Consider the following 19,513-nt stretch of genomic DNA (forward strand, 5'->3'; position numbering starts at 1 on the left):
GACAGTATCGATATAAACATAATTTACAGGTAATAACCGATGGGACGTTTGCAAGATAAAGTGGCCATTATTACCGGTGCCGGCAGTGGCATCGGCCGTGCTTCGGCGCTGCGGTTTGCACGGGAGGGCGCCAGGGTGGTAGTGGCCGACCTCAACGGCGAAGGCGCGGCTGCAGTAGTTGCAGAAATAGAGCAAGAGGGGGGCGTCGGGCTGGCATTGACGATTGATGTGGCCGTGGAAAGCCAGCTCAAAACCATGGTCGATACCGCCATCGACACCTATGGTGAACTGCATATCCTGTTCAATAACGCCTGCAATACCGACCCGGTAATGTCGAAAAAAGATTCTGATTTCTTCACCTTCGATGCCGAAGTTTTCCATCATCGCATGCAGACCAATGTGCTGGCCGGCGTCCTGGCGGCGCGCTTTGCCATGCCCCATATGCTGGAGCGCGGTTCCGGCTGCATCCTGTTTACCTCCTCCAGCAGTTCGCTCAAGGGCGAGGTGGCGCAGTTCAGTTACGGCGCCACCAAGGCGGCGGTGAACTGGTATGTGCAGACCCTGGCCGCCACCTTTGGCAAGCAGGGCATTCGCTGCAACGGCATAGTGCCGGGAGTGATTCGCACCGCCGGTATGGAGATGTGGGCCACCGACGCAATGAAAGACGCGTTTCTCGATATGCACCAGAGCCCGCGCCTGGGGTTGCCGGAAGATATCGCGGCCATGGCCACGTTCCTGGCCTCGGATGAAGCGGCGTTTACCAACGGTGCCCTCTACTACGTGGACGGCGGCATTAACTGCACCACACCTATGGTGCCGGCGGTAAGGAAATTCCTGCAATGAAGCCCATCAATTTAAACCAGCGACTCGCCGGCAAGGTCGCCATTATTACCGGCGGCGGAGGCGGTATTGGTTCCGCGGTGGCGCGTCGTATCGTGGCGGAAGGCGGTCGTGTCGCCATCGCCGATATCGTACTCGATAGCGCTACAGAGGTGGCCGCCGAGCTGGGTGACGCGGCCCTGGCGGTGCAGTTTGATGCCGGCGACCCGGCCTCTATTGAAGCGCTGATCGAGCGCACGGTAGAGCATTTTGGCGGGCTGGATATTTTGCACAACAACGCCGCCATCACCACCCCTGAAATCCAGAAATACGATACCACCGCAGTGGATATTCCGCTGGAGGTGTGGAAGCGCATTCTCGACGTCAATCTCACCGGCTACCTGGTCGGCTGCAAGTACGCCATTCCGCACATGATCGCCCGCGGCGGCGGCTCGATTATCAATACTGCGTCCAATTCCGGGATTGTCGGCGACCTGGGGCGCATTGGCTACGGCACCTCCAAGGCCGGGATTATTAACCTGAGCAAACACGTTGCCACCCAGTACGGTCGCCAGGGCATTCGCTGCAACGCCATCGCGCCGGGCATTGTGCTGACCGAGGCCACCAAAAAAAGTGTGCCGCACATCGCCGAGAGTTTTGGCAAACACCTGGCTCTCAATCGCATGGGCACCCCGGAGGATATCGCCGCATTGGTGGCTTACCTCAGCGCCGATGAGTCGTCTTACATAACCGGCCAGTGCATCTCCATCGAAGGCGGTTCACTGATCCATCAACCGCATTTTGCCGATTATATGGGTGACCAATAGGGCAGCCCGCAACCTGATCGCAAAATGATTCCAGAGCATGACTTAAAGAGAAACAGATTATGACTGACGTAGATTTTACCGCCTTGGGTATTGAGCCCGCAGAGTTTAAGCAAAAGTACGGGCCCTGGGCGCTGATTGCCGGCGCCTCCCACGGCCTGGGCGCGGTGTTTGCGCGCCAGTTGGCGTCACTGGGGCTGAATTGTGTGCTGTTGTCGCGCCGGCCACCGGTATTGGAGGAATTGCAGCGCGAGCTGGAGTCCGATTACGGCGTTGAAACCCTGGTGGTTGGTGTCGACTTGATGACTGAGGAGGCGGTAGCAACCATTATTGATAAAGTCGGGGAACGTGAAATCGGCTTGCTGGTGTTTAACGCCGGGGCGCCGCCATTTACGGAAAATTTCCTCAAGGCATCCGCCGATGAGTGGGCCGGTTTTGTGCGCATGAATACAGTGACGGTCTACCGCTGCTGCCATCACTTTGGTGGCCAGATGGTTGAGCGCGGTAAAGGCGGGGTGATCCTGGTGGGCTCTCACGCTGGCTTTGGTGGTACCCGCAAGTTGAGCCTGTACACCGGCACCAAAGGCTTTATCCTCAATCTGGGCGAGTCGCTGTGGGCCGAGTGGAAAGACCTGGGGGTGGATGTGCTGAACCTGGTGATCGCCTCCACCGATACACCCACCATGCGCGAGCACATGGCGGCGCACGGCATGGAAGTGCCTGAAGGGATGGCGACCCCGGAGGAGATCGTGCCGCTGGGTCTGGCCAAGCTGGGGGATGGCCCGACCCTGGTGCACCCGGATGATGTGGACGTGCCGGCGGGAGAGAAAACCCGCGGTGACCTGCGCCGCGATCACGTGCTGGAAAGTACGCGTATCTCTGCCCAGTTTATCGGCGACTGAATGTTGTTTGCTGGCTGCCGGCAACGGCAGCCTGATCTCCCCCGGCGGTAGGCGTACGGGTTAAATAAAGACGGTATCGCAATGGAAACTCTGACAAAAGATGTGCTGGTGGTGGGGGCCGGCGGCGCCGGTATGACCGCCGCTGCTGTCGCTGCCCGGCACGGCCTCGATGTCTTATTGGTTGAGAAAACCTCACACTTTGGTGGCACCACCGCCTGGTCAGGCGGGGGTATCTGGGTACCCTGCAATGCGCTGGAGCTGGCTGCGGGTCACGACGACAGCCTCGCCCAGGCCCGCGCCTATATCAAAGAGGTTATCGGCCCCACGCTGCGCGAGGACCTGCTCGACGCGTTTCTCGAGGCGGCACCGGCTATGGTGGATTTTTTGCAGCAAAAAACCGCGGTGCAATTTTCCCTGCATGAAGGTTTCCCCGATTGGTACCAGGAGGCGCCCGGCGCTACCACGTCCGGTCGCCTGTTGGCGCCAATGGAGTTCAACGGCCTCGAGCTGGGGGCGTATTTTCAGCGTCTGCGCGAGCCACTGTCGGAGTTCAACGCGCCAGCGGGCATGATGATCGGTTTTAACGATATGCCGCACATCGCCAACGTGAAAAAGTCGTGGCAATCCTTTCGCTATGTCGCCGGTCTGGTCGCCAGTTTCCTGTGGGACAAGCTGCGTTACCGGCGGGGTACCCGCCTGACCATGGGCAACGCGTTGGCGGCGCGTTTGCTGAAGTCGTGTGTCGATGCGGGGGTTGAGCTCTGGTCGTCCGCAGCACTGCAGGAACTGCAAACCGACGGCGGCCGGGTGGTTGGTGCCATAGTGAATAAGGATGGCCAGCAGGTGCAAGTCCGGGCCCGGCGGGGGGTGATCCTGGCCAGCGGTGGATTTTCCGCCAGCCTGGAGTTTCGACGCCAGTTTATACCCTATCCGGAGCAACACGTGTCACTGGTGTGCGAGGGCAACAACGGTGTGGCGATCAGCAATGCCCTGCAGTTAGGGGCGAGTTTTGATGGCGATAATATCAGCAATGCGGGCTGGATTGTTATCTCGGTGTTGCAGCAGGCGGATGGTAGTGTGCGCAAGTTTCCACACCTGTTTCTCGATCGGGGCAAGCCGGGTTGCATTGCGGTAAACCTGCAGGGCCAGCGCTTTGGCAATGAATCCACCACCAACCTGGTGGAGCCCATGCACGAGAGTGGCTCGGTGCCGGCCTACCTGCTGTGCGATCACCGCTTTATTAAAAAATACGGCCTCGGCCTGGTGCGCCCCGGGGGCATCGGCTTGAAGAAAATGCTGCAGGCGGGCTACGTGCTGAAAGGAGAGAGCCTGGCGGAATTGGCCGCAACCACCGGAATCGATGCCGCGAATCTGGAGGCGACGGTGGCGCGCTTTAATCAATACGCCGCAGCGGGGGAGGATAAGGACTTCGGTCGCGGCGGGAGCAAGGACGACTTCAATATGGGCGATATGAACCATAAGCCCAACCCCTGCCTTGGACCGATTCAGCAAGGTCCTTTTTACGCGGTGAAAATCTTTCCCGGTGATTCCACCACCACCGTGGGCCTGAAAGTCGATACCCAGGCCCGGGTGCTCAACCAGCAGGGCGAGCCAATACCGGGTTTGCAAGCGGTGGGCCTGGACATGAACTCCCTTTGGCGCGGCAAGGCGCCGTCCCACGGCGGTAACAATACCTTGAGCCTGACCTTCGGCTATATCGCGGCTACATCGCTGGTGAGCCAGCAATGAGTGTTTTTCCGGTAACTGTGTTCCAGGTAACGGTGAAAAGCTTACTACCCGGCAACGTTTTACCCGCTAAAAAGGTGTGCAGATCGCGTGAGTAAGACACAGATTAACCTGGCAGAATTCAAGCGTTCCTGGCGCATACTGTTGCTGTCGGTGCTGGGTATTGCCATCAGCATCAACGCGGTATTGCTGTATGGTTTTGGCACTTTGGTCGGGCCGTTTGAAGAAAGCTTCGGCTGGAGTCGCAGCGCCCAGCAGGCAGCTATTACCTTTCTCTACGGCGGGGCAGTTATCGGCTTGCAAGCGGTGGGGTGGCTCAATGTTCGCTTTGGCATCCAGCGCGTCACGGTCATTTCGCTATTGCTGATGGCCACAGGGTATTTGGCGTGTACCCAGTTTATAGGTGGCTCCATCTGGACCTTGTACCTGGCGTTTGCCCTGTTGCCGATTATTGGCATGGGGGCGCTGGCGGTCACCTGGACCCAGTTGATCAACTTGTGGTTTGTGGAAAACCGGGGTTTGGCGCTGGCGATCGGTCTGTCTGGCACCGGCATTACCGCGGCGGTAACGCCCAATATCATGGCCTGGAGTATTGAGACTTTTTCCTGGCAGGCACCGTTCGTGTTATTGGCCGGGGTGAACCTGTTACTGATCCCCCTGTCGCTGCTGTGGTTTCATTTGCCGCAGTCAAAGCCGCTCGTAAGTGGCAAGGCCCGGGGCGATAGCGAGCATCTCCTGCCCGTCGACGGAGTCAGTTTTCGAGAGGGTTTCACCGCCCCCAAATTCTGGATTTGCAACCTCGCACTGTGCCTGGTGGTGTCAGCGGTGGTGGGTCTCGTCACCAATACCATTCCGATTTTGCAGGACGCCGGCTTCGCCTCATCGGAAGCGGCGTTTATCTTCAGTTTCTTTGGCGTGTCCCTCATCGCCGGGCGCATGGTGGTGGGGTATTTGCTGGATCGACTCTGGCCCCCGGGTGTCGCCGCCTGCAGCCTGGTGTTACCGGCGTTGGGGTGCCTGGTCCTGCTGAGCGGGGCGGACAGCTTTGTGCTGCTGGCCATTGCGGTGGCGCTATTTGGTCTCGGCGCTGGCGCCGAATTCGATATCGCTGCATTCCTGATTGCTCGCTACTTCGGCCTGGCCGATTACGGCCGCCTGTTTGGCTTTCACCAGGGCCTGATCACTGTGGCGTCGAGTTTGGCGCCGCTGATGTTTGCCGTCATGTACAGCCAGTCGGGTGGCTATGACCTGATGTTGTTCTACTGCACGGCAGCCACGCTGCTGGGGCCGCTGCTCCTGCTGTGGCTGGGGCGCCCGCCGCAATTCGGCGCCAGACCCGCACTCGCCTGAGTTGTAGGGCGCCGGCAAGCAAAAAAGCCAGGATATAATGTCCTGGCTTTTTTTGCGCTGCGGTTACTTGGCTGTTACTTTTTGCCGTAGATCTCGGGGTAGACATCTTCCGGTTTGCCGACACTGGGGCCAATGATTGAGCCCACCATCTTGTGCCCCCAGGTACTCATTTTCTCCGGGTTGAGCTCAAACGGGTCGCCGTGCCAGGGTTCCAGCTCGTTGATGCATTCAAACGCAAAGCCGGACGGGTTGAAATGGTAAAACGACATGTGCGGGTCCTGGCTGTGCTGGCCCAGGGTCATTAGCAGATCCAGCTCTCGCTCCAGCACAATGTCATAGGTCTCGCCCACGTCACGCACACTGTTGACGAAGACGCCCACATGTTGCACGCCCATGCGCCCGGGCGCCAGGCCGTAGGCGATATCGTGGCTGGTCTGGTCGTTCAGCTTGGCGCGCAGGAACTCGGTTCTGCCTTTACCTGCGCCCCAGCCATACCACTGCATGCCCATCACTTCGATAAGGAAATGCTCCAGCTCAGGGGTAAACTCCGGCGTCATCAGGACGATGTGGCCGACGCCGCGCTCATCGCACTTGAAGCCGCCGTGGGGGCGACCGGGGGTAAAGGAGCGGGGCGTCCATTTCTGGGCGTAGAAGAGCTCGTGCTGGTAGCCGACCGGGTCGCGAAAGCGCACCAGTTCCTTGACCCCACGGGTTTCACACAGGGCGGCATCGCCCACAGTGTACGCCACCTCGTGCTTATCCAGTTGCTTGACTGCGTCAATAAAGTCGAGGCGATTGCGAGTTTCCCAGCCGATATAGGAGACGCGCTCGATAGTGCCGGGATGGAAGGCTATGCGATGGCGCCGGTCATCCATTTTGAAGTAAAGGGAGTCGGGATCCGATTGCGGCGATTTGGCAATCTGGAACCCCATAACTTCCGGGCCGTACTCTCGCCACTGGTCAAGCTTGGCGGTTTCGAACCCCAGGTAGCCGATACTGATGATATTCACGTTGTTCTCCAAATCGTTGTCGTTATCAATTGGATGGTGGTTGAGGATAATACGCCGATTGTTGCCCGGTTGAAGCAGGGCGCCTAAACCTTGAGAGTGCAGCGCCCGAATCAGGTTGCCAACAGACCACCGTCGATGACCAAATCGGTACCCGTTATGTAGGTGGCTTCACCAGAGGCGACAAAGGCGGCCAGCGCGGCTACTTCCTCCGACTCTCCCGGACGATCGAGCAGTACACCTTTGAGCAATTTGGCGCGGGTTTCCGGATTCTCCACAAACGCTGCAGTGCCCGGGGTTTTGATAAACCCGGGGCTGATACTGATGGCTCGAATGCCAACCGGGGCGCCCTCCACCGCCAATTGACGGGTGAATGACACCACCGCGCCCTTGGCCGCGGAGTGGGCGGCCTTGCCAGTCAGGGTCGAGCCACACCAGGCTGCGGTGGAGGCGATGTTGATGATGGTGCCTCCCTGCCGGGCCAGGTACTGCCAGGCGTAGCGAGTGGTGTAAAACACCAGGTCGAGTTCGTTGCGGATGACGTAGTGCCAGTCGTCGACGGAAAATTCGGCCATGGGGCCAAAGCGGGTTGCCGAGGCATTGTTGTAGAGAATATCGATGCGCTCAAACTGGCGCGCCGCATCTTCTACCCAGGCCCTGGCCTGGTCGACGTCACCGAGGTCGACCGACCCGTCGCCATGTAGTTGCAGGCCTTCAGCCTCCAGCAAGCGGCGGGTTTCGAGATGGCTGTCGGCGTGCAGGTCGCAGCCAACCACCGTGGCACCTTCGCGGGCAAAGCGCAGGGCCGCCGCGCGCCCCTGGCCGCCGCCGGTGCCGGTGATCAATGCGACCTTACCCTCGAGTCGCCTGTTGGTTGTCGACGTCATGGGCAGCGGCTCCCCGTTTTATTCGGATACAATTTTCAGCACCTGGGCCGGACAGCAGGCAGCGCCCTCGGTGGCGGACTCCAGCAATTCTTCCGGTACCGTATCGGTAGCCAGCTCGACAATACCGTCTTCGTTGAGGTGGTAGATTTCCGGGCAGATCTGGTTGCAGACACCATAGCCACAGCAGAGATCGATGTCGGCATAGACTTTGTGCGTCTTCGCAGTGTTGTTATCACTCATAGTTACGGCCTGTTTCGTTATACGCGTAAGCGTTGTGTTGATCGTTATTATTCCGTGCGGACAAGTAAATATTACACAGATATAGAAAAACTGTCCATATTGTAGTGACAGGGGAGGCGCCAGAGTAAATTGTCCTAAAGTTTGTAGTAATCTGTTTGATAACCTCTCTTGACGAAATAAAATATATTTAAATCAATAGGTTATACTGTCTTTAAGAGGCAGTATCTGATTTTTCATTGGTCCCTGGCGGGCTTGCTGGTGGCGTTTGCCGGCGCCGAGATGTTTTACCGAGGGACAAACTCTCTTGCGCGCGGCGCATTCTTGCTTAAAGCGCTATTTGTGAGCGAGTTATACGCGTGTAATAGGTCTACAACGGGCTCCAGGAGGCAGGTAACAGAATAAATATCAGTTTTAAGTTCAAAATAGTATTTACACATATTTTAAAAATGTGTCACTATTAAGTCTGATTGGGACGTAAGCCAAATTCTAAATGGCAGCTGTCAGCAGGTTAAAAGCCGTCAGCTACCGGCAACTGACTGTTATTGGCTGGTTGTGGAAAATAATCGTCTGGTCGAGATGCCTGTTTCAAGCTACGCTGACAGGTGTATGCAGTTCCAGACTGTTGTTAGCTGCAACAATTACGTTCCTTATAAAAACCCAATAATAAGCGGGAGAACGAGAGACTATGTTTAATTACAAATTTCATAACAACAAATCAAAACTGTTCTGCACCAACCTGTTAGCGCTCAGCGTTGCAGCGGTTGCTTCAGCCGGAGTCAGCGCAGAAGTTTCCAGTAAAAAGGGAATGCAAGTGCTGGAGGAAGTGATTGTAAACGCCCGGCGTAAGGAAGAGAGCCTGCAGTCTGTCCCGGTCAGTGTGACGGCACTGGACTCTGAAGCCCTACTCGAGGCCAGCATTACCTCCTCTACGGATTTGCAGCAGAATGTTCCGGGTATTTTTCTCGCCGGTAGTGGCGGTTATAACAACCCGGTCTATGTGATTCGCGGCCAGTCCAAAGGTCTGCTGGGAACATCTTCCCCGGCCGTGGTCAGCTATTTTGCCGAGGTGCCACAGCCGTCCTGGGGCAGCGCCGTGCCGCAGTTTGATATGGCCAATATTCAGGTGTTGAAAGGCCCCCAGGGCACATTGTTTGGCCGCAACACCACAGGTGGTGCGATTCTCTACTCGCCCCAGGAACCTCTGCACGAACTGAGCGGTTATGTCAGTGGCACCATGGGGGATGAAAATCATCGCCGTGGCCAGGGTGCGCTGAATATCCCGCTGGTGCAAGACAAGTTGGCCCTGCGAATTGCGGGCGATATCAATCAGCGTGATGGCTATACCAAAAATATTGGAGTCGGCGAAGACCTGGATGCTGTGGACACCAAGGCGATTCGCGTCTCGCTGTTGGCTGAATTTGACAGCTTCCGCAACCTGCTTACGGTTGACCGGTTCGACAGCGATAATGCCGGTTTTAATACGTCCCTGACTGCAGAGGGCTTTACCGCGCCTCTGTCAACGGTGGTGGGCGGCAATGGCACCTTGAACGCGTTTGGATTAACTGCGCAAATGCTGGAGCAGTATGCACTGGCGGAAGAGCGCGGTCCGTTTATCAATGAGCCGTCGTTTGCCAGCTACGAGACCAACGAGCGCCTGACGATTGTCAACCGCACCGACTTTGAAATTAACGACAACCTGCAGATTGTCAACATCTTTGGTTACCAGTCTACCGAATTGGCCTATGCACCCAATATCGATGGCATTCCAGCCTTGCAATTAAATAACGCATTTATCGATGCGGCCGTGTTCCGGGCGCCCGGTTCGGGGCTGACCAACTCCGCCGATATCACCATGGTCAAGGCAACCCTGGTGGATGAGTCGCGCCAGATCAGCAATGAGTTCCAATTGCGTGGCAGCGCCTTTGATGATCGACTGGATTGGCTGGTCGGCGCCTTCTGGGTGAAGATGGAGCCAGACGGTGCCGGTCAACAGAACGGTACCACTATTCTCACGGCAACCATTGATCATAATGTCCCGGCTCCGACACCCAATCCCCTGGTGGTTGGTTTTGGTCCATCCAACGGCCAGTACTTGTTCCTGACGGATGAATCCAAAGCCGTGTTTGCCCGCGGTGAGTACAATCTGACGGATGCCCTGTCGGTTGAGGTCGGCGTGCGTTATACCGAGGACGATTTTGAAGCTTGCGTCGGCACCGGCGCCAGTACCCTGCAGGGCGGTCAGCGGATGGTGACCATCTCGGAGTCCCAGTGCCGTGAGGGCGACCCGGCCAATGTGAAAAGCGCTGGTGTGGTAACGAAAAATTCTGATGAGATTACCTGGTCAGTGGGTTTGAACTGGCAGGCTACCGACGACGTGTTTGCCTATGCGGTTGCACGGCACGGCTACCGTGCGGGCGGTGGTAACGGCCCGGTTTTTTCCGGTACCCTGATGCCTTACCAGTCCTTTGAGCCCGAGACTGTGGACGACTTTGAACTGGGTATTCGCGCAGATTGGAATCTGGGTGGCATGGGTCTGCGTACCAATATCAGCTATTTCTCCGCGGACATCAGTGATGCCCAGGGTGATATCGGCGGCGGCGTACAGACCGGCAGTGCTTGTAATCCTGCTAACCCGGCGACCACCCCCGATGGCAACTGTGACCCGTCCGATGACCCTACCGGTGGTGCCCTGGTGCTGAATGTGGGTGATACCTCCGTGGAGGGTGTGGATATCGAGCTGGTGCTGGCGCCCATTGATAACCTCACCCTGGGTTTCAATGCCACCTTCCAGGATGCGGATGTCGACAGCTATATCGATCAGCCAAACCCGTTTATCAATGCCATAGTGCAGCGTGGCGGGGCCGACCCTTTCCTGTTTTTCGTGAATGACACTATCCAGGCCAATATTCGCTATGCACTGCCGTTGGGTGACGTCGCGGAAGAGTTGGTGCTGAACCTCAACTACTACGAAAGTGGTGATGCGGTAAAAGGCGATGTGAAGATTCCGGGTTACTCCCTGACCAACTTCCGTGCCGATCTGCGCAACGTGATGGATTCCAGCATTGACCTGTCCCTGTTCGTCAATAACGTCAACGACGAGGAGTATCCCATCGCCAGTGGCGCTTCAACTACAGCGTTGGGTGTGGGTGGTTTCATCTACGGCGCACCGCGACTCTGGGGAGTGGAAGCCCGTTACAGCTTCTAAATCTGTTGCAATTTAGTTGCTCGCGAAGCCGCCTTTGGGACCCCCATTGGCGGCTTTTATTTACATGGACGTAATGTATGTCGCGAGCGCATGGATGCGCAGGAGCGACGAAATAAATGGTAGCGATAGCTAACATTTTTTATTCGGAGAATTGTTGTGAACGAAATAAAAATAACCAGCCGGGACGAAGAGAAACTTAAGGCGCGGATCGAGGAGTTGGTCGGCGGTAAGGTGGTTGCCATGTCGCGCCAGCTGCGCTGGCGCCCATCCTGGTTTGTGGATGTGGACAAGGATGGCGAAATCGTCAAAATTTATGTGCGCGGGGATCGCAACAGCGATGTGGTGCCGTTCCCGGAGCTGAAGCGGGAGGCGGATGTGCTCAGGGTAATGGGCGAGCACGGCATTCCGGCGCCCCATATCTACGGTATGTGTGACGATCCGGTCGCCATCGTCATGGAGTGCTCACCCGGCACCCGCGACGTGGTGGAGGCGAAGGACGATGACGAGCGCCGCAGTATCGCGCGCCAATACATCGAATCGCTGGTGAAAATGCACCAGTTGCCACTGCAGCCGTTTGTTGACGTCGGCGTGCGCGAACCCAAAGGCGCCGAAGAGATTGCCCTGGCGGGATTGCACGCCTACTGGCCGCTGTACGAAAAGCACAAGGCGGCACCGGACCCGTTTGTGGAATTTGCCATTCGCTGGCTGCGCAGCAACTATCCGCGGCAGCGTGACAAGGCCAGCTTTATCGCCTTTGATGCCGGGCAGTTTATGTTCGAAAATGGCCAGATCACCTGTTTTTACGACTTCGAATTTTCCATGATCGGTGACCCCATGACCGACCTGGCCACCATGGCCATGCGCCATTCCTATGAGCCAATGGGGGAAGACATAGAGGCACTCTGCAAGTATTACGGCGAATTGAGCGGCACCCCGGTAGATCCGAAAGTGGTGCGCTATCATCACGCGCTGTTCTCGACGGTGGCCTGTATGCAGTTTATCGGCACCCTGGTCAATCCCAACCCCGGCGATCCCCACGACGTCTACCTGGAGTGGGCGCTGGCCCTGCGCCGGACCCTGCTCAACGCCCTGGCCGATGCCATGGGCGTGCAATTGCAGGCGCCCCAGCCGCTGCAGAGTGGTGTCGGTGCCAATCGCAACCTGTATGTGATGCTGGAGGATATGCTCGGCCGGATCGAGGCGGCTGACCCCATGGCCGACTCCATCAAAACCCAGGCCGGGCGGTTGCTGGAGTACGCCCGTGAAGTGGATGGCTTTGGCCTGGAGTTGTCGCAGTTGGCCTTGCAGGATGCAGAGCCTTTGGTGGGCAAGTGTGCGGATATGAACGATATGATGGCCAGGCTGGAGGCGTTTGTGCAAAGCGCGGGGCCAGAGCACAATGCCACCTTGTTGCAGATCTTTGCCAATCATATTGAGCGCCAGGTACTGGCTTATGGCAAAACATCCATCGGCCAGTCGGCTGCCCATATTCGGCTGGAATCCTTCGCCTGAGCGAGCACCCTGCGGTGTCTCCTGTTAAGCAGGCGAGCCGCAGGGTGATTTTCGTCTAACGGCTGTTGCTGCAATAGCGCTATTGGCACCGCCAGCCGCTGATCCACTCCGAACTATTCTTTTACCAGTAACACGCTGCCCGCCAGCGGACCGCCCCCGGCCGCCACCACTGCCACATCGTGGGCCCTGGTCTGGCGGGCGCCTGCCCGTTGCCACAGCTGGCTGCAGGCCTCGTGTACGTAGCCCAGCCCGTGGGTGCGGCCTCCCGATAACTGGCCGCCATTGGTGTTGATGGGCAGCTCGCCGTTGAGGGCAATACGCTGGCCGCCTTCGATAAAGCGTCCGCCTTCACCTTTGGGGCAGAGTCCCAGGGCTTCGAGCCAGAGCAGGGTGAGAATGGAGAAACCGTCGTAAAGTTGCGCCGAGCCCACGTCCGCCGGCTGGTAATCGGTGCGCGCCCACATCATGGCGGCGGCGTCCTGGGCGGCCATGCCGGTGAGGTCGATCTGGTCCCAGGACCAGGGCTGGTGCAGGGCCGAGCCTACCGCTTCAATGCGGATCGGGGTGTTTTTGCAGTCTTTTGCCGCGTCGCGGCGGGAGAGGATGATGGCGGTAGACGCGTCGCAGTGCACATCGCAGTCGAGCAGGCGCAGGGGGGTGGAAATATAGCGTGCCGCCATATAGTCGTCCATGCTCAGGGGTTTGCGAAACACGGCTTTCTCATTCAGCGCGGCGTTGGCGCGACAGGTCAGGGCGATCTGCGCCAGCTGCTCTTCGGTGGTGCCGAATTCGTAAAAGTGGCGCTGGGCGTACATGGCCATCAGGTTGATGCCGGAGAGCACATTGAACGGGGTGTACCACTGCCAGAAAAAGCTGGTATCCCGGCCCACGGTCTTGTTGGTCAGCGCGCTGGCGGTCTTGTCCACCAGGCGGCGACTGGACTCGGTAATGGTGCGAAACACCAAGACGTGGTTGCACAGGCCGGCGGCGATGGCCGCGGCGCCGTTGATGATGCCGGCAATGGGGCCCGGGCCCTCGTAGCCACCGCCAAACCAGTTTACTTTCAGGCCCATAGTGCCGATCAGGGCGTTGGGACCCACCGGCGAGAAAGCATCGCCATTGTTGTTGTCACCGGGCCAGCTGACGATACCGTCGATGTCGTCGCGATGGAGACCGGCGTCGGCAATGGCCTCGCGGCAGGCGTCCACGGTCAGTTGCATGGCCGACTTCGACGATGGCCGGCCGACTTCCGATTGACCGATACCGGTAATGGCGACTTCCTTCTCCCGCAATCTGTCAAAACTCATAGGTCCTCCTCGAACAGTGGCAACCAGACGTCTTCCTGCTGCAGGAAACTGACCTTGACCCGCATGCCGACATAGACCGCTGAAGGCGCGCAGTTGATGATGTTGGTGACAAAGCGCAGGCCGGCCTGCTCGTCCAGTTCCACCATGGCAACCACGAAGGGTACCTCGAGATCCGGCTGCCAGCGCTGGTGATTGATGGTGAAGGTGGCCACCTTGCCCTTGCCGCTGACCGGGCGCGGGGCGATGCGGTCACCGGTGCAGCGTGGGCAAATAGGGCCGGGAGGGTGAAAAAACCGGTCACAATCTTCACAGAAGTGGATCAGCAGCTGGCCCGAGGCGCCGCCTTGCCAGAAGGGGCTGGATTCGGCCGTCAAGGCAGGTAGTTTACGTTTCATACGGTTATGTCTTTTTTACTCGTCGTAAAGCCATTCTAGCATTGATTATAGTGTTGTTTGTAGACAGAAACGTAAAAAGTGTTTAGTATTTTTCACCATAAGCAGGGTTGTTCGGTTGCGCATAGCCGGTTGCCGTTGGTGGAATAGCCGGTTGCCGTAGGTGGAATAGCCGGTTGCCGTTGGTGGATTAGCGTCAGTGAACGCCAGCGTCATTGGCAGTTGTCCTAATCGACGCGGTGCGTCACAGTGGGCCAATATTTACTACGGCTCCTGTCTCCGTAAAGCGCGACCAGACCCAACAGTATAATTAAATCCGGGCTGCGGTTAATGCGCCCATCTGAGGGAAGTCAAGTGCGATTAGTTACCTACTCCAGTTCACCCGGCGTGCAGCGCTCTGGCGCATTTATCGAGAGTGATCAACGTATCGTCGACCTGGTGCAGGCCGCTGAGGCTGTACACGGCAGTGCACGGCCGGAGTACGCCTCGGTGTTGGCACTGGTGGAGGCTGGCGACAGCGCCCTGGCCGCAGCCGCAGAACTGGTGGCGCGGGCGCCCCGCAACGCGGTGATCGAGCGCCAGGAAGTGCAGCTGTTGGCGCCCATTCAGCCGCCACCGCAGATGCGCGACTGCTCCTGCTTCGAGCTGCACCTGGTGCAGTGCTATGAGGCGGCACGGCGCGCCAAGGCGGCGAAGGCGCCAACCCCCGAGGCCGCTTTAAAGGCGATGGACAGCACCGAGGACGACAAGATTCTGGCAACCTTTCGGCGCCAACCCATCTATTACAAGTGTAACCGCTTCAGCGTGATTGGCACCGATCAGGACGTGATCTGGCCCGCCTACAGCAAAGCGCTGGATTTCGAACTGGAGATGGCTTGCTATATCGGCAGGCGGGCGCTGGATGTACCGGTCGAAAGGGCTATGGATTACATAGTCGGCTTTACCATCTACAACGACATGAGCGCGCGCGATGCCCAGGGCTGGGAAATGCCCGGCAAACTGGGGCCAGCCAAAGGTAAGGATTTCGATACCGGCAATGTTATGGGGCCCTGCCTGGTGACACGGGATGAGATCGACGATATCTACGATCTCGACATGATTGCCCGGGTCAACGGTGAAGAGTGGGGCCGCGGCAACAGCCGCGAAATGATGTGGAAGTTTGAGGACGTCATCGCCCATATTTCTCGTTCGGAAACCCTGTACCCCGGCGAAGTGCTGGGCTCGGGCACGGTCGGCAACGGCTGCGGGCTGGAACAGCTGCGCTACCTGAAGCCGAATGACGTGGTGGAATTGGAAATTGAACAGCTTGGCGTGTTGCGAAGCAAGGTAGTAAAACCTTCACCGGGGCAATAATAAAAATATTACCCACAACGGGGTACCTGCGCAGTTCGTAAAGCAGGTGCCTGATCAGTGTTAAACAGGAGATAAAAATGTCAGCCAAAAAGGGTCCGGTACTCCGCGATGGCACCGCGGTCGCAGATCTCGTTGATCTGGATTTGCAGGAAGTTAAACTGCGTGCGTTATCCGATCAGGAAATCTATGAAATCGAGCAGAGAAAAATCTTCGGCAAGGTTTGGTTGCTGCTCGGTCATGAAACCGAAATTCCCAATGCCGGTGACTACGTGCAGCGCCATATGGGCGACGATTCGGTATTGGTGGCCCGTGCCCGCGACGGCCAGGTGCATGTATCGTTAAATGTGTGTCCGCACCGCGGCATGAAAATTACCACCCATGAGAGTGGCAATACCCAGATTCATACCTGTATCTATCACGGTTGGGCGTTCAAACCCGACGGCGAGTTCCTCGGCTCCCCAGTCGCCGACCAGTGCATGCACGGCAAAATGCTGAGCAAGCAGGAGCTCGGCCTGCAAAAGGCTCGCGTCACCCTTTATGGCGGTTTGATCTGGGCGACCTGGAATCACGACGGCCCTTCGTTTGAAGAGTTCCTCGGTGACACCAAGTGGTACTACGATATGCTCTATTGCCGCACCAACAAGGGCATGGAAGTGGCCGGGCCGCCGCAGCGCTTTATCGTGCGCGGCAACTGGAAGACCGCCGGTGAGCAGTCAGCCGCGGATGGCTTCCACACCCTGACCCTGCACCGCTGGCTGGGCGAGGTCGGCAACTATCAGTCCGACTCCGGTAAAAAGCAGGGCAGTGAGTTGACCGAAGAAATGTTTGGCGCCGAGGTGAGCTCGCCGCACGGTCACGCCCTGCGCTGTATTGACCTGGCCAGAAAGATTAAGAAACTGACCGGCAAGGATCCGTCCGAGCTGTCGGTGCAAGAAAAACTCAATGCCCTGCCGCCTCCCGGGATGACGCCGGATATGGTCGAGCAGTTGGCGCAGAACCTGTCGCCCGAACAAATGCAGGTGATGGCCTGGATGCCGCCGCAAGTGGGTGGCATGTTCCCGAATATTATTTTTGAGTTCCTCTATATCCCGCAGCCGGATGGCAATGTGGTGGGCTCCCTGTCCTTGCACACCTACGTGCCCAAGGGGCCGGACAAGCTGGAGTTCACCAACTGGATTTTTGTCGAGAAAGACACGCCGCCGGAACTGAGAGAGAAAATGATCCAGCAAAGCGTTCGTCTGCTGGGCACTTCGGGCATGGTGGAAGCCGACGACTCCGACACCTGGCCGCACATGACCCTGGCAGCGAAGGGGGCACAGGCACGCAACCGGACCATGAAATACCAGGCATTGTACGAGACCGGCGCTCCCGAAGGCTGGCCCGGGCCTGGCATCGTCAACGAAGGTTTTACCAAGGACGATACCCAGTGGCATTGGTGGAAGTACTGGTATGAACTGATGATGGCAGAAGACTGATTCAGCGGCAGCCGTACACACCCCATTGACGAACAAATTGAGGAGTCAGTCATGACTAATACAACCAATCCGACCGCGGAGCTGGGAAATTCCGTGGGTATCGGGTCTGAAATTTACAACCAGGTTTTGCAGCACTACTACAGCGAGGCGCTGCTGCTGGACCATATTCGCCTGAAGGAGTGGGGCGCCACCCTGGCGCAGGATCTGAAATACACCGTACCGGTGCGCCAGACTCGCACCGTGCAGGAAATCGAGGAGTCCTACATTCGTTCGGTGATGCATATGGACGATGACTATGGCTCTATCATGGGGCGGATTATGCGCCTCAGCGGCAAGAGTGCCTGGTCGGAAAACCCGCCCTCGCGGATCCGCCGTTTCGTCTCCAACGTGCAGGTGTTTGAGACGGATAAAGCAGATGAGTTCGCGTCGGTGAATTATTTGTTGATCACTCGCAACCGGTTTGACGACGATTTCTTTGACCTGATTCCGTGCCAGCGCAACGACGTGCTGCGCGTCGCCGGCGACGGTTTCCAGCTGGTGCGGCGGGAAGTGTTGATCGACCAGGCGTTGTTGGGTACACCCAACCTGTCCATATTCCTGTAGGGTCACCCGTCACCTGATCCAGCACTTTGATTATCCAGCGATAACCGGTTTGCCACGGCATCCGGTTATCCGCTGATAAAAGCGTACCAGCAAAGTGAAGTTGCCTTTTGCGGCAGTATTATACCCCGGTGCATTCTCCCTTGCGGCTCAGCAGCAATTTACTGTACCCATAACAGAACGCCAGGTTATGGATATGAACTAGCTGTCGCCAGCGAGCTCATCCAGCCAGTCGCGATCCGTGGCACACAGCTGCTGCTGGCGTGCACTGAAGTCGCGGGTCGAACCAATCACCCGTATTGCCTGCAGGGCGCGATCAGCCTGTTGCACGTAACAGTTGCCACTCGGTCGGGCGTGGGTTTGCGCATCGAGGTCGTGCAGTCGCCCCAGGGAAATCATCGCACAGCGGCGCAGCACCAGTGCCGCTTCGCGCTCATCCTGGTCAAGGTGCTCCGCTGCCCAGCGGGAAAAGCCGCGGCCGATGGCCTGGCCAGTAAAGGGTTGCGGCGCCTCGATGACGCTATCCCGGATGCGCCAGCGCATGACTGGCAAGCCGTCCCGGTCGAGACTCGCCTCGGTTTCGCCGTCGATGTGGCGGGGTACCTCGATGGCATAGCGCCGGCGGCGGATATTGCGGGCGGCGGCGGCTATGCCCAGGCCGGCTTCATCCAGCATATGGCTGCACTGCATGCGCTGGTTGGTGAATACCGTGACCGCGCTGTCATCGGGCGACAGGGGCATGCCCCGTAATTTTGCCAATTGGGCGGTAGCGTTGCCGCATAAATCGTAGGGTGTTCGTAGCGCGGTACCTTCGGCGCTGCTGACTTTGCCGGCGGCAAACGTGAGTTGCACTCTGAAGTGGTGATAGTCGTCTTCGAGGGCAACCCTGGCGGTGCCGCTGTCGCTGTTGCCCACCGTGCGGATTTCGATCACGCGGTGGAAACTGGGTCTGTGCATAACTTTTTATCCGCTCTCTCTGGTTATCCGCTCTCTCTGGAGCGGCTGGATTACCGTACTAAGTGATAGGCATGGGTTTTTGTTTACAGTATCATTAAATCTGTTCAATAAAAATAACTTACAGGAGTCGTTATGGGCCTGCTGGAAAATAAAGTCGCGCTGATTACCGGCGCAGGTGGTGGAATCGGGCGCGGGGTTGCACGTCGCTTCGCCCGTGAGGGCGCGGCCGTACTGGTTGCGGAGATCGACGCAGAGACCGGTCAGCAAGTGGCTGCGGAGCTGCAGGAGCTGGGCGGTAAAGGCTATTTTGTGCACACCGATGTACTGCAAAAGGAGAGTGTTGTCGCCGCCGTCGCCGCGGCGGTGCAGCAGTTCGGTGGCCTCGATATTTTGGTCAACAACGCCTTTGTGCCGTCAGCAAATGTTTTACTCGAAGACAAATCGGACGAGCTGCTGGAGCAGACTTTGACCTCCACCATCAAGGCCACCTGGTGGGCAATGCAGGCTTCGCTGCCGCATTTTCGCGCTCGCGGCGGCGGCAAAATCATTAACTTCACCTCCATTGATGTGGATATAGGTGCCTGGTTGCACGCCGATTACAACACCGGCAAGGCCGGGGTAGTGGGGCTTACTCGCAGTGCTGCGGCGGAATGGGGCCGCTTCAATATCACCGCCAACGCCCTGGCACCTACCGCCATGGGAGCCACGTTTCACAAGCTGGCGGCAGAGAATCCGGGCTTTGCCGAGCGAGCGGCGGCGATGCGACCGCTGGGCCGTTGCGGCGATCCGGAAGAAGATATCGGGCCGGTAGCGGTTTTTTTGGCCTCTGAACTGTCCCGCTATGTTACCGGTGAGACCATTCATGTGGACGGCGGCTTGCACTTGCCCGGTTACAACTCGCGACCGGCGGATGTGCCTGTGCGCGACAAATAACCGG

Annotated in this window: 17 protein-coding genes; 11 read left to right on the forward strand and 6 right to left on the reverse strand. The window is 57.9% G+C overall.

Annotation, left to right across the window (positions count from 1 at the left end; all coding sequences use genetic code 11):
- The first annotated feature begins 39 nt into the window (after nucleotides 1-39).
- The 5 genes from G8764_RS13235 (at nucleotide 40) to G8764_RS13255 (ending at nucleotide 5,641) form a co-directional block, all read left to right on the forward strand.
- The gene (locus G8764_RS13235; RefSeq protein ID WP_166165131.1) at nucleotides 40-843 is read left to right on the forward strand and encodes an SDR family NAD(P)-dependent oxidoreductase; all 804 of its coding nucleotides are present in this window, start codon (nucleotides 40-42) and stop codon (nucleotides 841-843) included.
- The gene (locus G8764_RS13240; RefSeq protein ID WP_166165132.1) at nucleotides 840-1,646 is read left to right on the forward strand and encodes an SDR family NAD(P)-dependent oxidoreductase; all 807 of its coding nucleotides are present in this window, start codon (nucleotides 840-842) and stop codon (nucleotides 1,644-1,646) included. The genes G8764_RS13235 and G8764_RS13240 overlap by 4 nt, the downstream gene beginning before the upstream one ends.
- Before the next feature lie 59 nt (nucleotides 1,647-1,705).
- A complete protein-coding gene (locus G8764_RS13245) occupies nucleotides 1,706-2,545 on the forward strand; it encodes an SDR family NAD(P)-dependent oxidoreductase (RefSeq protein ID WP_166165133.1) in 840 nt (279 codons plus the stop codon).
- Nucleotides 2,546-2,626: 81 nt separating this feature from the next.
- The gene (locus G8764_RS13250; protein ID WP_166165134.1) at nucleotides 2,627-4,294 is read left to right on the forward strand and encodes an FAD-dependent oxidoreductase; all 1,668 of its coding nucleotides are present in this window, start codon (nucleotides 2,627-2,629) and stop codon (nucleotides 4,292-4,294) included.
- Between the two features lie 87 nt (nucleotides 4,295-4,381).
- Entirely contained in the window at nucleotides 4,382-5,641 is a 1,260-nt protein-coding gene (locus G8764_RS13255; RefSeq protein ID WP_166165135.1) for an MFS transporter, read from the forward strand.
- A 74-nt stretch (nucleotides 5,642-5,715) separates the two neighbouring features.
- Here the strand turns inward: G8764_RS13255 and G8764_RS22975 are convergent, their stop codons facing one another.
- The 3 genes from G8764_RS22975 to G8764_RS13270 form a co-directional block, all read right to left on the reverse strand.
- The gene (locus tag G8764_RS22975) at nucleotides 5,716-6,651 is read right to left on the reverse strand and encodes a VOC family protein (protein ID WP_166165136.1); all 936 of its coding nucleotides are present in this window, start codon (nucleotides 6,649-6,651) and stop codon (nucleotides 5,716-5,718) included.
- 110 nt (nucleotides 6,652-6,761) lie between these two features.
- Nucleotides 6,762-7,535 carry an SDR family NAD(P)-dependent oxidoreductase gene (locus G8764_RS13265; protein WP_166165137.1) on the reverse strand — a complete coding sequence of 258 codons (774 nt, stop codon included), beginning with the start codon at nucleotides 7,533-7,535 and terminating at the stop codon, nucleotides 6,762-6,764.
- An 18-nt stretch (nucleotides 7,536-7,553) separates the two neighbouring features.
- Entirely contained in the window at nucleotides 7,554-7,775 is a 222-nt protein-coding gene (locus G8764_RS13270; RefSeq protein WP_166165138.1) for a ferredoxin, read from the reverse strand.
- Between the two features lie 685 nt (nucleotides 7,776-8,460).
- On the opposite strand from G8764_RS13270, the gene G8764_RS13275 reads away from it, so the two are divergent.
- A complete protein-coding gene (locus G8764_RS13275; protein ID WP_166165139.1) occupies nucleotides 8,461-10,980 on the forward strand; it encodes a TonB-dependent receptor in 2,520 nt (839 codons plus the stop codon).
- A 156-nt stretch (nucleotides 10,981-11,136) separates the two neighbouring features.
- Nucleotides 11,137-12,492 carry a phosphotransferase gene (locus tag G8764_RS13280; protein WP_207951878.1) on the forward strand — a complete coding sequence of 452 codons (1,356 nt, stop codon included), beginning with the start codon at nucleotides 11,137-11,139 and terminating at the stop codon, nucleotides 12,490-12,492.
- Nucleotides 12,493-12,605: 113 nt separating this feature from the next.
- Here the strand turns inward: G8764_RS13280 and G8764_RS13285 are convergent, their stop codons facing one another.
- Nucleotides 12,606-13,799: a thiolase family protein gene (locus tag G8764_RS13285; RefSeq protein WP_166165140.1), complete on the reverse strand. Its 1,194-nt coding sequence runs from the start codon at nucleotides 13,797-13,799 to the stop codon at nucleotides 12,606-12,608.
- A complete protein-coding gene (locus tag G8764_RS13290) occupies nucleotides 13,796-14,194 on the reverse strand; it encodes a Zn-ribbon domain-containing OB-fold protein (RefSeq protein ID WP_166165141.1) in 399 nt (132 codons plus the stop codon). Before G8764_RS13290 ends, G8764_RS13285 begins: the two co-directional genes overlap by 4 nt.
- Before the next feature lie 351 nt (nucleotides 14,195-14,545).
- Here G8764_RS13290 and G8764_RS22980 point away from each other — a divergent pair, with 351 nt between their 5' ends.
- The 3 genes from G8764_RS22980 to G8764_RS13305 all read left to right on the forward strand — a co-directional run bounded on the left by G8764_RS22980 (nucleotide 14,546) and on the right by G8764_RS13305 (nucleotide 17,622).
- Nucleotides 14,546-15,544: a fumarylacetoacetate hydrolase family protein gene (locus tag G8764_RS22980; protein WP_166165142.1), complete on the forward strand. Its 999-nt coding sequence runs from the start codon at nucleotides 14,546-14,548 to the stop codon at nucleotides 15,542-15,544.
- A 77-nt stretch (nucleotides 15,545-15,621) separates the two neighbouring features.
- Nucleotides 15,622-17,019, forward strand: a complete 1,398-nt coding sequence (locus tag G8764_RS13300; protein ID WP_166165143.1) for an aromatic ring-hydroxylating dioxygenase subunit alpha — start codon at nucleotides 15,622-15,624, stop codon at nucleotides 17,017-17,019.
- A 51-nt stretch (nucleotides 17,020-17,070) separates the two neighbouring features.
- Nucleotides 17,071-17,622: a 3-phenylpropionate/cinnamic acid dioxygenase subunit beta gene (locus G8764_RS13305; protein ID WP_166165144.1), complete on the forward strand. Its 552-nt coding sequence runs from the start codon at nucleotides 17,071-17,073 to the stop codon at nucleotides 17,620-17,622.
- A 198-nt stretch (nucleotides 17,623-17,820) separates the two neighbouring features.
- On the opposite strand, the gene G8764_RS13310 is transcribed toward G8764_RS13305, so the two are convergent.
- Nucleotides 17,821-18,576 carry a DUF2889 domain-containing protein gene (locus tag G8764_RS13310; protein ID WP_166165145.1) on the reverse strand — a complete coding sequence of 252 codons (756 nt, stop codon included), beginning with the start codon at nucleotides 18,574-18,576 and terminating at the stop codon, nucleotides 17,821-17,823.
- Nucleotides 18,577-18,708: 132 nt separating this feature from the next.
- Here G8764_RS13310 and G8764_RS13315 point away from each other — a divergent pair, with 132 nt between their 5' ends.
- On the forward strand, nucleotides 18,709-19,509 hold the full coding sequence (locus G8764_RS13315; protein ID WP_166165146.1) for an SDR family NAD(P)-dependent oxidoreductase: 801 nt from the start codon (nucleotides 18,709-18,711) through the stop codon (nucleotides 19,507-19,509).
- Nucleotides 19,510-19,513 lie beyond the last annotated feature (4 nt).

The organism is Pseudomaricurvus alcaniphilus (genome assembly GCF_011440395.1).
Classification (GTDB): Bacteria; Pseudomonadota; Gammaproteobacteria; order Pseudomonadales; family Cellvibrionaceae; genus Pseudomaricurvus; species Pseudomaricurvus alcaniphilus.